The sequence below is a fragment of the Acidaminococcus intestini DSM 21505 genome (genome assembly GCF_000425045.1).
Lineage (GTDB): Bacteria > Bacillota > Negativicutes > Acidaminococcales > Acidaminococcaceae > Acidaminococcus > Acidaminococcus intestini.
In genome coordinates this window covers 1-14,655 of record NZ_AULA01000041.1, presented here as the reverse complement: position 1 = coordinate 14,655, position 14,655 = coordinate 1, and the positions used below count along the sequence as shown (strand labels likewise).

The 14,655-nt window shown below is 48.0% G+C and carries 14 protein-coding genes, 2 rRNA genes and 1 pseudogene; all 17 read right to left on the bottom strand.

The genetic code is table 11. The features are described 5' to 3' along the window. A pseudogene (locus H503_RS13010) lies at positions 1-177 on the bottom strand (ISL3 family transposase); the annotation flags it as partial. A 241-nt stretch (positions 178-418) separates the two neighbouring features. Further along, positions 419-1,366: a hydroxymethylglutaryl-CoA lyase gene (locus H503_RS0110305; protein WP_009015144.1), complete on the bottom strand. Its 948-nt coding sequence runs from the start codon at positions 1,364-1,366 to the stop codon at positions 419-421. Between the two features lie 133 nt (positions 1,367-1,499). Then, entirely contained in the window at positions 1,500-1,997 is a 498-nt protein-coding gene (locus H503_RS0110300; RefSeq protein WP_009015145.1) for a shikimate kinase, read from the bottom strand. Beyond that, entirely contained in the window at positions 1,990-2,823 is an 834-nt protein-coding gene (locus H503_RS0110295; protein ID WP_026385720.1) for a shikimate dehydrogenase family protein, read from the bottom strand. Before H503_RS0110295 ends, H503_RS0110300 begins: the two co-directional genes overlap by 8 nt. Positions 2,824-2,844: 21 nt before the next feature. Continuing rightward, complete coding sequence (gene pheA / locus H503_RS0110290; RefSeq protein ID WP_009015147.1) at positions 2,845-3,693, bottom strand: prephenate dehydratase; 849 nt, start codon at positions 3,691-3,693, stop codon at positions 2,845-2,847. Continuing rightward, positions 3,693-4,784: a chorismate synthase gene (aroC, locus tag H503_RS0110285; RefSeq protein WP_009015148.1), complete on the bottom strand. Its 1,092-nt coding sequence runs from the start codon at positions 4,782-4,784 to the stop codon at positions 3,693-3,695. Before aroC ends, pheA begins: the two co-directional genes overlap by 1 nt. Then, entirely contained in the window at positions 4,781-6,058 is a 1,278-nt protein-coding gene (aroA, locus tag H503_RS0110280) for a 3-phosphoshikimate 1-carboxyvinyltransferase (protein WP_016459773.1), read from the bottom strand. Before aroA ends, aroC begins: the two co-directional genes overlap by 4 nt. Beyond that, positions 6,055-7,125 (bottom strand): 3-dehydroquinate synthase, encoded by a 1,071-nt coding sequence (gene aroB, locus H503_RS0110275; RefSeq protein ID WP_016459774.1) that lies wholly within the window; start codon positions 7,123-7,125, stop codon positions 6,055-6,057. Before aroB ends, aroA begins: the two co-directional genes overlap by 4 nt. Next, positions 7,112-8,080, bottom strand: a complete 969-nt coding sequence (locus H503_RS0110270; protein WP_226828512.1) for a prephenate dehydrogenase — start codon at positions 8,078-8,080, stop codon at positions 7,112-7,114. Before H503_RS0110270 ends, aroB begins: the two co-directional genes overlap by 14 nt. After that, positions 8,025-8,561, bottom strand: coding sequence for a hypothetical protein (locus H503_RS0110265; RefSeq protein WP_026385719.1), 537 nt, complete (start codon positions 8,559-8,561; stop codon positions 8,025-8,027). Before H503_RS0110265 ends, H503_RS0110270 begins: the two co-directional genes overlap by 56 nt. A 345-nt stretch (positions 8,562-8,906) precedes the next feature. Continuing rightward, on the bottom strand, positions 8,907-9,527 hold the full coding sequence (locus H503_RS0110260) for a hypothetical protein (RefSeq protein WP_014127994.1): 621 nt from the start codon (positions 9,525-9,527) through the stop codon (positions 8,907-8,909). Between the two features lie 90 nt (positions 9,528-9,617). After that, a complete protein-coding gene (locus H503_RS0110255; protein ID WP_016459776.1) occupies positions 9,618-10,457 on the bottom strand; it encodes an Mrp/NBP35 family ATP-binding protein in 840 nt (279 codons plus the stop codon). A 192-nt stretch (positions 10,458-10,649) separates the two neighbouring features. Then, on the bottom strand, positions 10,650-11,114 hold the full coding sequence (locus H503_RS0110250) for a hypothetical protein (RefSeq protein ID WP_016459777.1): 465 nt from the start codon (positions 11,112-11,114) through the stop codon (positions 10,650-10,652). A 68-nt stretch (positions 11,115-11,182) separates the two neighbouring features. Continuing rightward, the gene (locus tag H503_RS0110245; protein WP_009015156.1) at positions 11,183-12,382 is read right to left on the bottom strand and encodes an LL-diaminopimelate aminotransferase; all 1,200 of its coding nucleotides are present in this window, start codon (positions 12,380-12,382) and stop codon (positions 11,183-11,185) included. A gap of 142 nt (positions 12,383-12,524) precedes the next feature. Beyond that, positions 12,525-13,394, bottom strand: a complete 870-nt coding sequence (dapF, locus tag H503_RS0110240) for a diaminopimelate epimerase (RefSeq protein ID WP_009015157.1) — start codon at positions 13,392-13,394, stop codon at positions 12,525-12,527. A 947-nt stretch (positions 13,395-14,341) separates the two neighbouring features. Continuing rightward, positions 14,342-14,458, bottom strand: a 5S ribosomal RNA gene (gene rrf, locus H503_RS0110235). 83 nt (positions 14,459-14,541) lie between these two features. Further along, positions 14,542-14,655: ribosomal RNA gene (locus tag H503_RS0110230) — 23S ribosomal RNA — on the bottom strand; the annotation flags it as partial.

The window sequence follows — 14,655 nt, the reverse complement described above, 5'->3', positions numbered from 1 at the left end:
AATCCTTTGCCAACGGTAATCCTTGATTCTATCGGTCTTCGCATGACAATTAGGGCATTGGACAACAGCTCGATTCAGTTCCATAATAAATTCAATTTGTTGCTCACTGTGGATGCATTTTTTTATTACGTTACCTTTGACATTCAAGGAATTTGCTATATAATCAAATGTGGACATAGGCCATCTTCCTTTCATTTAGGTTTGGCGATTTAATTGTAAGAGTGGATGCCGTCTATGTCCACTTTTTTATGCAAAAATGGGGTGAGGAAAGAATATTTCCTCACCCCAACATTTATTATAGAACCTCCAAAAACATAAGAAAAGGAGCCGCACGACGCCAATTTCGTACGACTCCCCTTATGAGTCTTATTTTTTTCTCAAAAAACTAGTAAAAAAAAGATAAAAATCATCCACTTTCTCATTTCATGGTTTCATTTTTACCTTGTCCCGTAGGAATCTCCCGGAATAGATCTCTGCTCTTACCTGCTCGCAGGAGATAGCTGTCCGTCGGATGGGCCACCAGCTGAGCCACACGGCGGCTCACTTCCAAGGCTTTATCAAAATCGATGCCTGTATCGATGCCGCTTTCCTCACAAAGGTTCAGGACGTCTTCTGTTGCCACGTTGCCTGCTGCACCAGGAACGAAAGGACAGCCGCCCACACCGGCAAAGCTCGAATCAAACTGGGTGAAGCCGCTTTGCATGCCCGCAAGGATATTGGCCATGCCAAGGCCCCGCGTGTTATGGAAATGCAGCCACCACATGTTTTTAGGATAATGCTTCTTCATGTAGGCACAGATTTCCTGAACTTGGGGCGGAAAAGCCATACCTGATGCATCAGAAAGGGAAATCTCATTGATACCGACCGCCATGTAGGCTTCTACGATGGAGGCGACAGCACCGATGGGGATTTCCTTATCCCAAGGAGATCCAAAAGCCATGGAGATGGATCCCGAAATCTCAAGACCCGCTTCCTTGGCGCAGGTAACGCAGTCACCAAAGCGAGCAACACTTTCTTCCGGCGTCCGGTTGAGATTTGCCAGGTTATGGGCCCTACTTGCCGAAACATTGAGCTTTACCTTCTTGCAGCCGCAGGCAATGGCCCGCTCCACTCCGCGCAGATTGGCAATGAGGGCACGATACTCCACACCAGGGACTTTCTCCAGCTTCTCATAGACTTCATCAGTATTGGCCATTTGGGGGACTGCCTTAGGACTCATAAAAGACCCGACTTCAATGACGCTGAAGCCTGCTTTTCCCATCCCATCGAGGAGTTCCAGCTTTTCCTCTGTCGTAAACATTCTTTTTTCGTTTTGGAGACCATCGCGAAGGCCCACTTCGCAGATGCGGATCTTTTTCGGTAACATGACACATTTCCTCCCATTTTCTCTGCTTCTTCCAGAAGCAGGACAGTAAAACCGATTGTTCTGTCTTCATTGTATAAGGGGCAGAAAATTTTGTCATTATTCAGTTTTCTATTGAATTCATAGGAAGATTCTATCAAGTCCGCTTGTTACAAATCTCCACAATGAAAGCCGCTGTCTTTTTGAATGCGCTTCCCACAGGAATCTTGACATCGGCATAGCCTTCATAAAGAGGGCGCCGTTTTTGGTCAAGGTCCCGAACTTTTTCTGCGTCTTCTTCAAGAAGGGGCCGTGTCGAGGTATCAACGGAGGCAATGATAGCTTCTACATCACGGTCAAGGAAAAAGATGGTCCCTGCTTTTTTTAGAAGGGCCATGTTTTCCTTTCTCGTCACAACACCGCCGCCGCAAGAAATGACGCAGCGATTCTTTTGGCAAAGCTGACGAATCGCTTCTGTTTCCCTTATCCGAAAATAAGCTTCCCCTTTTTCAAACATATGGGGAATGGTTTCACCAGCAAGACGTTCCGTGACGATATCCGCATCGTAAAAGGGCAGGGCCAGTGCTTTTGCCACCATGGCTCCAATGGTACTTTTTCCGCAGCCTGGAAGCCCAATAAAAATGAGGTTATCCATGGAGTTCCTCCTCTAAGCGTGCGGCGATACACTCCACAATGGAACGGTCTACTTTTTGGTCCAGCCAAATTTCTTCTGAGGCGATGGCCTGGGCAACAAGCATATAAAGGCCGTTACAGCATGGCACACCCGCTCTTTTGGCAAGGTGCATGAACTTCGTCTCTGTCGGATTATAAACAATATCGACTGCGGCTTCTCGCGTCTTTGCAAAGACCTCAGGACGGACGGGAGAAAATCCCGTATGGGGGCTCATTCCCACAGGCGTCGTATTGATGATGGTATCATGAAAAGGAAGGTCCCGCTGGTGATCATAGTCCATCATGGTAACCTCCGGTGCCCGCGCAAGGAAATCAATCAATTCCCGCTTACCTTTTTCCATATTGCGCGCCATGATGATGATTTCCTTCGGAGCCTGATCAAGGACATACTGCAGAACGGCACGAGCCGCGCCCCCCGTTCCAAGGATAATGATTCTTTTTCCCGAAAGATGGATGCCTTCATGATCAAGAAGTCTGCCAAACCCCAGGTAATCCGTATTATGGGCTTCCTTCCGTCCCTTGGTAAAAATAAGGGTATTGGCAGCCCCAATTTTTTGGGCGGCCTGGCTCATGGCAGGCATATGATGAAGAGCCTTCACTTTATAGGGAATGGTAACATTGAGTCCGTCGAACTGCTGAGCAGCCGAGGCAAAAAAATGGTCAATTTTATCTTGAGGAACCTCTATGAGTTCATAGCTTCCTGTTATCCCCATTTCTTTAAAAAAGGCTTCGTGGATCTTAGAGGACCAACTATGACCTAAGACCTTTCCTACAAGTCCTACTTTCATAACAATCTCCTATCTTCTTTCCTACAGATGGGACATAGTTCCATCGGCTTCGTAATTTCCTAAGAGGGTATAATGGGCTCGTTCTCCCTGAATGCCTCGAAGGGCCCGCTGAACCGCTTCATCCGTTTCATGACCGGAAATATCCATGTGGAAAAAATATTCCCATGGCCGTCCCGGAATGGGACGGGACTCGATATTCGTCATATTGATGGATTCCTCATCAAAATGGGAAAGAACGCGGTACAGGGAACCGGGCTCATGGGGTAGGGTCACGACAAGAGTCATCTTGTCTGCCTTAGGGCTGATTTCCTTTTTCTTTCCAATAATGACAAAGCGGGTGTAGTTGCTTTGATTTGTCTGGATCCCGCGCATAAGGACTGAAAGACCATAGGTTTCCGCAGCTTGGATGCCAGCCACGGCAGCAAGGGTACGCTTCTTCCGCTCTGCCACCATACGGGCAGCCTCCGCCGTATTGCTACAGGGAACGGCCCGCAAAAAAGGATGGGAACGAAAGAAGGCATGACACTGGGACAGCCCCTGTGGATGGGAATAGACCTCCCGAATTTCTTCCAGCTGCGTATCGTCATAGACAAGAAGGCAGTGCTCCACCTTGACAATCTTTTCTCCTACAATATAGGCATGGTATTTTCGAATTAGGTCATAGACATCGGTAATGCCGCCTGTGGAAGAATTTTCGATGGGAAGGACCCCATAGTCGATGGTCCCGTCCATGACGGCGACAACAACATCTTCAAAGTAAGGAAAAGCCTTTTTTTCATAATCCATGCCTGCAAAAAAGCTGGTTGCCGCAAGGTCACTATAAGCCCCGGGCACCCCCTGATGTCCAATCCTACGTTTTGCCTGTCCCATTAAAGCTCACGCTCCCGGCAAAGCATGAGGTCACACAGGGCCCATGCCGTCATGGCTTCCACAACAGGAACGGCACGGGGCACGATGCAGGGATCATGGCGACCCTTGATTTCAAGTATGGTCTCCTCATGGGTCTTGATATTCACCGTATGCTGCGGTTGATAGATGGAAGCCGTCGGCTTTACGACAACACGGAACAAGAGGGGCATGCCCGTTGTAAGGCCTCCCAGGATACCGCCATTGCGGTTTGTCGTCGTAACGACCTTATCCCCTTTGATTGTCATCGGATCATTGGCCTCAGAGCCCCGCATTCCGGCAAGGGAAAATCCATCCCCAAATTCTACGCCTTTAACGGCAGGTATGGAAAAGAGCAACTGGCTCAGCGTGCTTTCTACAGAATCGAAATAGGGTTCCCCGAGCCCCACGGGAAGATGGAGAGCCATACATTCGATGACGCCGCCAACGGAATCCTTGTCCTCCTGGGCGGAACGGATGACGCTTTCCATGACCGCACGCACCTTATCATCCAAGGTGGCAAGGTAATGATCGCCAAGGTGCAGCAGCGTTTCGTCAGTTTCTCCCAACGGATGGAACGGCCGATCGCAGGCCGAACCAATGCGGGCCACATGAGCACCGATGACGATTCCTTTTTGGCGCAGCAGCTGTTTAGCCACAGCGCCTGCAAAGACAAGGGGCGCTGTGAGGCGGCCCGAAAAAGCCCCACCGCCACGGTAATCATTGGCTCCATGAGACTTCACATAGCCCGGATAATCGCCATGGCTGGGACGCATGACATCCTTTAACAGGGAATAATCCTTGGAATGGGCATCGTGATTCACAATGCGGGCACATAGAGCCATTCCGGTCGTCTTTCCTTCAAAAAAACCACTTTCAATAGTAAATTGATCCGTTTCCTTCCGATGTGTGGAAAGCGGGGACTGACCCGGTACGCGCCGCGCCATTTCTTTTTCAATAGCGCCCAGGTCGATTGTGATATTGGGCGGCAAGCCATCAAGAACGATTCCAATGGAAGGACCGTGGGATTCGCCATAGATAGTCATACGAAGCCGCATTCCGACTGTAGAACTCATTTGATTTTTCCTCCTAATGATTCATAGTCCTGCCAAAATTGAGGATACGATTTCTGTACACTTTCACTGCCTGTTAGGATAACAGGACCGTCCGAACGTGTTGCAGCAATGGCGAGACTCATCGCAACGCGATGGTCATTCCAACTATCTGCCCCTGCACCGTGAAGCATCGGCACTCCCCTGATAATAAGTCCATCGGGGCGCTCCTCAATGTGGGCACCCATTTTAGTAAGTTCCGATGCCATGGCTTTAAGGCGGTCGCATTCCTTGAGGCGCAGCCGTTCAGCATGAATGATTTCCGTCGTACCTTTTGCAAGGGCAGCGGCCACAGAAAGAATAGGAACAAGATCGGGGCAGTCCGAGGCATCGATGCGAATGCCATGAAGGGATGAGGGGTGAATCGTTAGGCTTTCCGGGCCTTCTTCAAGTTTAGCCCCCATACGCTGTAAAATCGGAAGAATTGCCTTATCTCCCTGAAGGGAACTTGTCTTGACGCCTCGAATCGATATTCCTTTTCCTAACGCACCGGCAACCAGAAAGAAAGCGGCTTGAGAAAAGTCTCCTTCTACGCTGCCGCTGTAGGGTCGATAGGCCTGACCGCCCAAAACGCGATACAAGCGCGGTTCATCTTGAAAAACGTGGACGCCAAATGTGCTCAGGGCGGACAGGGTAAGCGCCACATAACTTTGGGATTCAAAAGAGCCAGTGATTTCAATGGTAGAATCCCTCTGAAGGAGTGGCAAGGCAAAAAGAAGACCGCTGATGAACTGACTGCTCACATCACCGGGAACCACAAAATGGCCGCTCTTTAAGGGACCTTGAACCGAAAGAGGAAAATGACGCTCCGATCCATAGTGAAAATGAAGGTTTTCTTCCTTAAAAAGGGTTTCATATGGTGTCAAGGGACGTGTTCCCAGTTCGCCTTCCCCAATGAAGTTGTAGCAATTGCCGTCAAGGGCTGCCAAGGGGATGAGGAAACGCAAGGTTGAACCCGATTCCCCGCAGTCCATAAGAGGAGATTTTTGATGAGGCGGCTGACCTTTTACGAAATAGGTTTTTCGGCCTTTTTCCCCAGGACCTTCCATAATGGTCGCACCAAGCGCTTCCAGACAGCGTCTAGTCGCGGCAATATCCTTGGAAAAACTGACATCACGAATCCAGCTCTCACCTTGGGCAAGAGCGGCACAGATAAGGAAACGATGGCCCATGCTTTTGGAAGAAGGGGCCGTTACCGTTCCCGCTAAGAGCGACGGCATCAAGGTCAAGGTCGTCATGGTTTATCCTCCACATATGGCATCAATTCATCAAAAGAAACTTTCTTCAAAAGATGCTGACCGATTTCCGGCACAATCACAAGGGTAATCTCATGCCCCCTTTTTTTCTTATCCAAAGCAATGCCACGGACAATGTCCTCCGGGTTCATGGAAACGCCTGTAGGAAGGCCAAAACGAGCCAGCAAGGTCTTGATTTTCTCGGCCGTGCCCTTTTGAGCAAGTCCCAGACGCTCCGCATTTTGGGTAAGACGGACCATCCCAATGCCAACGCCTTCCCCATGGGTATACTTTTCATAGTGATAATACCGTTCCACAGCATGTCCGATGGTATGACCAAAATTAAGAACCATACGGGCCCCCGTATCGCGCTCGTCTTTTTCGACAACCGCAACCTTGATAAGGATGCAGCGATGAATGATGGATTCGGCTGCAGCAAGAATCGCCCGATCATCAGGAAGCGATTCCAACGCGGCAAAAAAGTCAGCACTGCCGAAGGCCCCACATTTGATGACCTCCGCAAAACCGTCATGGAGGTAACGGACTGGCAAGGTATCAAGCAGATCCGGGTCGATGAATACGCCTCGCGGCTGGTAGAAAGCGCCTACGAGATTTTTTCCTTCTGGCAGATCCACAGCGACCTTACCACCAACGCTGCTGTCAATCTGGGAAAGAAGCGTTGTTGGGATTTGGATAAAATCAATTCCCCGCAGAAAAGACGCGGCCACAAAGCCGGCAAGATCTCCCACGACGCCGCCGCCCAAAGCCACAACCAGATCCGACCGGGTCATTCCAAACTGGGCACAGGCCCTGACCATGGTTTCAAAGACCGCAAGAGTCTTATGGTGCTCCCCATGAGGGAAAATAAACCGGCGAACCATAAAGCCTTCCTTGGAAAGTTTTTCTTCGAGCGCTTTGCCATAAAGGGCATCCACCGTGTCATCCGTAATGACAGCAACCTTTTCGGCTTTGGAAAGGCTGCGGATCTTTGTCCCGACATCCTTCCACAGACCTCTGGCAATTTCAATGGTATAGGAATCCTGTCCGAGTGCAACATCAATTTTTTCCATAGAACATATCCCTTCTCTTCTTCTTTGCTTCATCCATCATGACAAGGAGGGTCTTCCTGTCTCCCTCCTTTAACGCCTTTTTCCATTTTTCCAGCTGGGTTTCAAGACGCTCGATTTCTGCAATGACAGGTTCCTTATTCAGGAGAAAGAGGTCTGACCACAACGTCCCATTGATATCGGCGACCCTTGTTGCATCACGGAAACTGCCAGCAATGAAGTACTTGGTATTTTCCTTCATGGAATCACTGTTCATGAGGGACACCGCCATGATATGGGGCAAATCACTTGTGTAGGCAATGATGCCGTCATGCTCCCTGGCAGATAGTTCAACAACCCGGCCGCAGCCAATCTGAAGTGCGATTGCACGAAGCCAGGCTACATTTTCCGGGCGATTTTCTTTCCGCTTGATGACAATGAAATTTGCTCCTTCGAAAATCCGGGAGGTACTTTGACCGTATCCTTTGCCTTCCCGTCCGGCCATCGGATGCGCCGGTACAAAATCCATTTCCGGGCCCAAAAGCCTGTCGATTTCATCGGGAATGCTGCCTTTGATGCCCATTACATCCGTGAGCAGGACGTCCTTCTTGAAATACTTCACATGGTCCTTGACAAAAGAAACAAAAGCTCCGGGATACATGGCGCAGATGATGATATCCGCTCCCTGCAAAAGGGAAGGATCCTCATCAGCAATGTCTGTAATATACCCCTCATCCTTAGCCATAAGGGAAACAATATGATTACGGTCCATGCCGATGATTTTATGGGCGTTCCGATTCTTCAGAGCCTTGGCATAAGAGCCGCCAATTAGACCCAATCCAATGATGGCAAACGTCGTTTCTTCCAGTGACTTCATGTAAATGGTTCCTTTCTCCCACTCTGCTTCTTTTCTTCCAAAGGGATTACAGCTCGCGGCCCACGACAGGAGCAATCTTGCGAAGGTCTTCCATAAGGTCATGGAAGGCGGGCAAGGTAAGGCTCTGTGCCCCGTCACAAAGGGCGTGCTGGGGATCGTTGTGGGTCTCAATGATCAGCCCGTCAGCCCCAGCTGCAAGGGCGGCCCGCGCCATGGAGGCACCGCTTTCCTTCACGGAATGGGAGATCTTTTTCATCTGTTCCGGGCTTTCAACGGAACAGGGCCCCGCTATGACAGTAAATCTTTTCCCGCCTACTGGAACACCGCTTACATCGATGATGCTATCATCGGGATGGAACATACGGTTGGCCCGTTTAAAAGGTTCCTGCACGCGCAGGGCCTTTTCCACATCGGGATTGACGAGAAACTCCTCAGGATCCAAAATACTCGTATCTCCCACAATTCCCAAGATGGTTTGGTTTACCCCCATGCTTTCATGGATTGTAAAGCCACGTTTCTTAAGCCCCGCTTCCACTCCTGCAATTGCTTCTTTTGGGGCACCCTTCTTCATAACGATAATCATTGCTACCATCCTCCTTAAAAATAAAAAAGCAGGCTCGTAAGGAGTCTGCTTTGAACGGTCAAAACCTATCATCAAACCCGCCTTGCTATCGTCAGTCACAAGGGGGATTCGGCACTCGCTTTACGGTAGAACAAACATTCTTTTGTGGGCACGCAAAATAACCAAAGCTAAAATAGCTCTGGTAACGATACACAAAAGCCTGTCCAAGTAAAGCATTCTGCATCATGACTAACCGTCCCTTCTCTACTAGAATGGCTAAAGTGTAACGCTAAATGAGAAAAAGGTCAATAAAAAAGCCAATTTATTTTCTTGAAATAGAAATAAATTAGCTTTTTGTATCATTTTTTATAGTTGAAGCTGGACATACTGAAGACCCAGCCCGTGACCTGTCACATCAGCAAAACGGACGAGAAGGGTCCCATATTGAGGCAATTCTTTTAAAGGAAGGCATAAGGCGCTTTCGGTAAATAAGGCTTCATCCTCATGGGTATCCGTACGTTTAGGGTCATCAATGGCAACCGTCACATTGAGCAGACGGCCAAAAAGTTCGGCCTTTTGAATGGCCATTTGGCCACCCCGTCCTTCCGTATCCATGGCCGTATAAATGACAAGAAACGAGTCATAAGCCTTGCCATGATATTTTTGCTGGGCGCCTTGGATCTTTTCTTTTGCTGTATACATCCGTTTGACATCCCCCACCCCAGCCACATCAATCTTTTCAAGGACAACTTGACGCGGTACGAAGGCCGTTCCAACAAAACCGTCTGGAGTGACCTCCGGATCATGGTTCCAGTTATCGGTTGCAGTCGTTCCCTTATATAAGACCTTGCCTCCATCAACAATTTTTTGGGAAACAAAGAGTTCTCCATCAGCAAGCGGAAGTTTTTCATTTGCAGCTGCAACACTAAAAGGCAGGACCACTCCGAAAAGGCCCATAAAGAGAGCCATCATCATTCGTTTTTTCACTAGTTTTCACCCTTTCTCAAAGAGGAAACGAAAGTCTCCCCTTCAACGACCAAAGGAAAAGGAGCCTTAAGGCTCCCCCTCCCTTTTGCCTCACAGCTTATTTACAATGTCATCAAGGGCCTTGCGGCAGCCTTCACTAAGGTTTTGAAGCGGCTTGCCATCATCTTCAGCTGCAACAACCATGGGATCGATGGGAATCTGTCCCAAGAAAGGCAGCTGCTTTTCATCGGCTAGCTGCCGGCCGCCGCCGGACTTAAAGATATCAACCTTTTCCCCACAGTGGGGGCAGATAAAACCACTCATATTTTCAATGATGCCGCGAATCTTGATATGTGCCATATCACAGAAGTTAACGGACTTACGCACATCGGCCAAGGAAACCTTCTGCGGCGTCGTCACAATGATAGCTTCCGCATCAGGGATAGTTTGGACGACGGTCAACGGTTCATCACCCGTTCCAGGCGGGCAATCAATGATCAGATAGTCAAGGGCCGGCCAATCCGTATCGGAAAGGAATTGACGAATGGCGCCAATTTTGACAGGGCCGCGCCAAATGAGGGGATCATCTTCACTTTGCAGCAGTCCCTGAGCTGAAATGAAGCAAAGGTTCTTATTGACTTCAAAAGGCAGGAGACGATCTTTCTTTGCCATCAAATGGGCATTGGAAAAGCCAAGCATACCGGCAACGCTGGGCCCGTGAAGGTCCACATCAAGAAGACCCACTTTAAAACCCTTTTCAGCCAAAAGAAGGGCAAGGTCGACGGAAACCGTAGACTTACCGACTCCGCCCTTTCCGCTCATGACAATGAATTTATGTTTGACCTGACCAAGAAATTGATGGATGGCCACATCTTGAGGATTAACTTTTTTCTCACTCGCAGACGGGCAGCCTGCGCAGCTCGACTGGGAGCAACGATCACAATCTGACATAATAAGACTCCTTCCCTTCACCTCCTTAAGAGGCTACTGTACCTCATCATTATACAGAAATTCAATGGTCTTTGCAAACCCCAGCCCCCTATTCGGGCAACAACCTGAAGAGATGAAAAAACCTCATAAAGACCTTTTAACAAAAAAATCTGGGAAGAAAAGTTTCCTCCCAGATTGATCTTTCGCACTTTATTATTTCTTGTTTTTCGCCTGCTGTGCAGCCTGAGCCTGCTGGATTTCCTTTTGGATATCAGCGGGCATGATAACAAGACCGTTCATCATGGGGTTGCGGCCTTTCGTATCAAAAATCACAACGACACGGGCATTCGGGGATTTATTGGCCTTACCAACATAAACGAGCTCATCGGCATTGTCAAAACGACGGAGCTGATACAGCTTCAGATCAGAAATTTTGCCAATCTGGTCTTCTACATTCTTTTTCGTGGTTTTAAGCGCAGCGGCCGTGAAGTTCTTCTTCAGTTCCGGCGTAAAATAGGTTTCAACCGTTGCCAGGTCTGTGTTTGACGTGAGTACCTTCATTACAGCGTCAACGGCCTGTTCCTCCGTTTTAAGGGCGTCACTGGCAGGACTTGCAAGGCCGAGGCTGGACAGACCAAGACTCATAACCATAACAAGTAAAGCAATCAATTTTTTCATGTTTGTCATCCTTTCATTACAAGATTGTAGCTTCCTTCATTATACACGATTGCGATAATTTTTGCTAATTACAGCGAATCTTTTTCAATCCGTTTCATCGCTTCAATCGTTCCTTCACGACTGCCAAACGCGGTCAGACGAAGGTATCCTTCACCCATGCTGCCAAAACCAGAACCAGGGGTTCCAACGATAGCAAGCTTGTTCAGGAGATAATCAAAATAGTCCCAGCTTTTCATTCCCTTCGGGCACTGCATCCAAACATAAGGGGAATGAACACCGCCAAAATAGGTATAGCCCTTCTTATCAAAGGTGCGCATCATGATGCGGGCATTTTCCCGATAATAGTCCAGCATATCACCGCACTGCTTCTCGCCTAGGACGGACATGGCGGCTTCAGCGCCGCGCTGCACAAAATAGTTGACCCCATTGAATTTTGTCGTCTGACGGCGGAGCCACATCGTATTGAGGTGGAGTTCTTTCCCATCAGGTGTCCGGCGAACCAGTTCCTGAGGCACAACCGTATAGCCACACCGGGTTCCGGTGAAACCAGCCGTCTTGGAGAAAGAGCAAAACTCAATGGCACATTCACGGGCACCGGGAATGGCAAAGATGCTACGGGGAATGGAAGGATCCGTAATGAAAGCCTCATAAGCCGCATCATAAAGGATGATGGCGTCATTCTTCCGTGCATAAGCGACCCATTTCTCCAGCTGTTCCCGCGTATAAACAGCTCCCGTCGGATTGTTGGGTGAGCACAGATAGATGATATCTGCTTTCACACTGTCATCAGGCATGGGCAGGAAATGATTTTGCGGGGTTCCATTCATATAAAGGATCTTGCGACCGCGCATTACGTTCGTATCCGCATAAACCGGATAAACAGGATTAGGGACGAGAACAACATTTGTATCTTCAAAAAGATCCGTGATATTGCCACAGTCACTTTTGGCCCCATCACTGATAAAAATATCCTTCGTATCCAGCTTCACACCATGACGGGCATAATACTTTTGAATGGCTTCATGCAGGAACTCATAACCTTGTTCCGGGCCATAGCCGCGAAATGTTTCCTTATGCCCTAATTCCTCAACCGCCTTTTTCATCGCGTCAACTACGCACGGTGCCAACGGCAGGGTGACATCACCAATTCCCATCTTGATGATTTTCTTTTCCGGATGAGCCGCTGTAAAAGCAGCAACACGCTTTGCAATATCCGTAAAGAGATAGCTATCCTGAAGCTTTGCATAATTTCCATTTACAATTGCCATAGATAATAATTCCCCCTCAACATCCACTAAATTGGGTTATATGATGAAAAATAAGCTTTCCTCATTGTAGTGTAAAACTATGACCTTGTCAATGAAGTTGTACATCTTTTAAGGAAAAATCCTCATTAAATTTACAATATGTTCATTTTAAGATGTTATCAGGAATCTCCATCTCTCCTTCATACACAGTGACAGCCGGTCCCTTCATCATCATATGGCCATCGCTGCGGTAATTGAGCTGCAGGGGCCCGCCGACAGCTTCAACGGTAAGGAATTGGTCACGGCGTCCGGCTTTGCCCAAGGTAATGGCCGTATAGGCAACAGCGCAGGCTCCGGTTCCACAGGCAAGGGTCTCCCCACTGCCGCGTTCCCAAACACGGAACTTGACATGGTTATCATCCACGATTTCAACGAATTCCACATTGACCCGTTCCGGGAAATAAGAAGAGTGCTCAATGACGCGGCCCACTTTCTCAACGGGAGCGGTGGCAACGTCCTCAACAAAAGTCACAAAATGAGGATTTCCCATGGAAACACCGGTTCCGCGAAGCGATAGGGGCGCCCCATCAACGGTGACCGTTATGGTTTCATCAAGACATATGCTTTTCTCCCACGTCATGGGAATGGAAGAAGGATCCGTAATGGGAACGCCCATATCAACAGTGGCGGATACAACCTTGCCATCCGCTACGTCCATGGCGATGGTCTTAATGCCGCTCAGCGTCTCCAAAGTGATCGGATTTTTCTGGGTAAGCCCTTTATCATAAACAAATTTTGCAATGCAGCGCGAACCGTTGCCGCACATCATGCCCTCTGATGCATCAGCATTGAACATGCGCATGCGAAAATCAGCCTTGTCAGACGGGCAGATACAAATCAGTCCATCAGATCCAACGGAAAGATGCCGTGGACTAACGTATGCTGAGATCTTACCGGGCTCAGGAATCATCCCGTCCATACAATTGACATAAAGATAGTCGTTACCGCAGCCCTGCATCTTGGTAAATTTCAGTTTCATAGGAACCCCCTCAACATAATAAATCGTATAGGAACAGCTCAAAAGCAATTTCATTATAAAAGAATTAAAAAAAGGGGTCAACCGAAGATGGTTCCCACTTTAAAAGCAAAAAAAAGATGACCCGCCGCACGACATACGGTCAAGGTCATCTTTCTACTAAAGAACTCGCTTCATCAAAGTTCATTGTATTTTGGACTCACACCCTTCTTTTTCCATCTGCACTAACGTATATAGACTTCGCAGCACCTATATATCATCGCAGGTCCAAAGGGAAGGATCCGCGCTCTAGGATCAACTTACACACAACCTCGCAAGCATTACGGAATCATCATCAGTGAAAATGGTAACATCTTTATCGTATGAAATTACGTGAAGCTTCGCGACAACCCGCTCGAAACTGATTCATCACCAGAAACACGATCTGTTCATATCCTTATCATCGAAGGCTCATTCCCAGAAATCAGTCTTGCCAGGATTCATCGCTTTCCTTGAGGTTATCTTCCAAACCTCCGTCTACGTGGCCCATTGGACTGTCTCCCTTCCTAGGATTCTTTGACTTTCATCCAGAATGCTTTAGAACCAATCATCTTATCAAACCTCCTTTGGTTTACATAAGATCATTTCGATCCTAGCCCATCGGACTCAGCTCCTTTCGGAACCTCTTTGGTTCCTTCTTTACGTAGAGTATAGCATGAAAGTAAGGAAAAGTCTACATTTTTATTTTATATCATACGTTGATTCATTATTTTGTATAAAACTGTTACTATATTTTCAATATTATAATATTTTCATTTACATCATATCAAGTTCCATGCGGAGCTTGCAATCTCTACAACATGAAAAGATGATAAGGGATGAAGTATCAGAAAGAAAGATCATGAAGAAAAAAATCAGACATAAGAAAAACACCCCACTGCCTAAAGCAAGTGAGGTGTCAATCCAACCGGCAACTTCCTATCCTCCCGGACCGTTTCCAGTCGAGTACTTTCGGCGTTTAAGGGCTTAACTGCTGTGTTCGGCATGGGAACAGGTGGAACCCCTTAGCTATCGTCACCGGATTTTGTTGTTGAAGGCATGAGCCCTCAAAACTTCATGAAGAGACTTCCTTGTCCTTTTCGGACTTCGATGAAAACTTGGCCCTTAAGTCAAGCCCTCGACATATTAGTACAGGTCAGCTTAACACATTGCTGTGCTTACACATCCTGCCTATCAACCTTGTAATCTTCAAGGTGTCTTACTAGATTACTCTATGAGA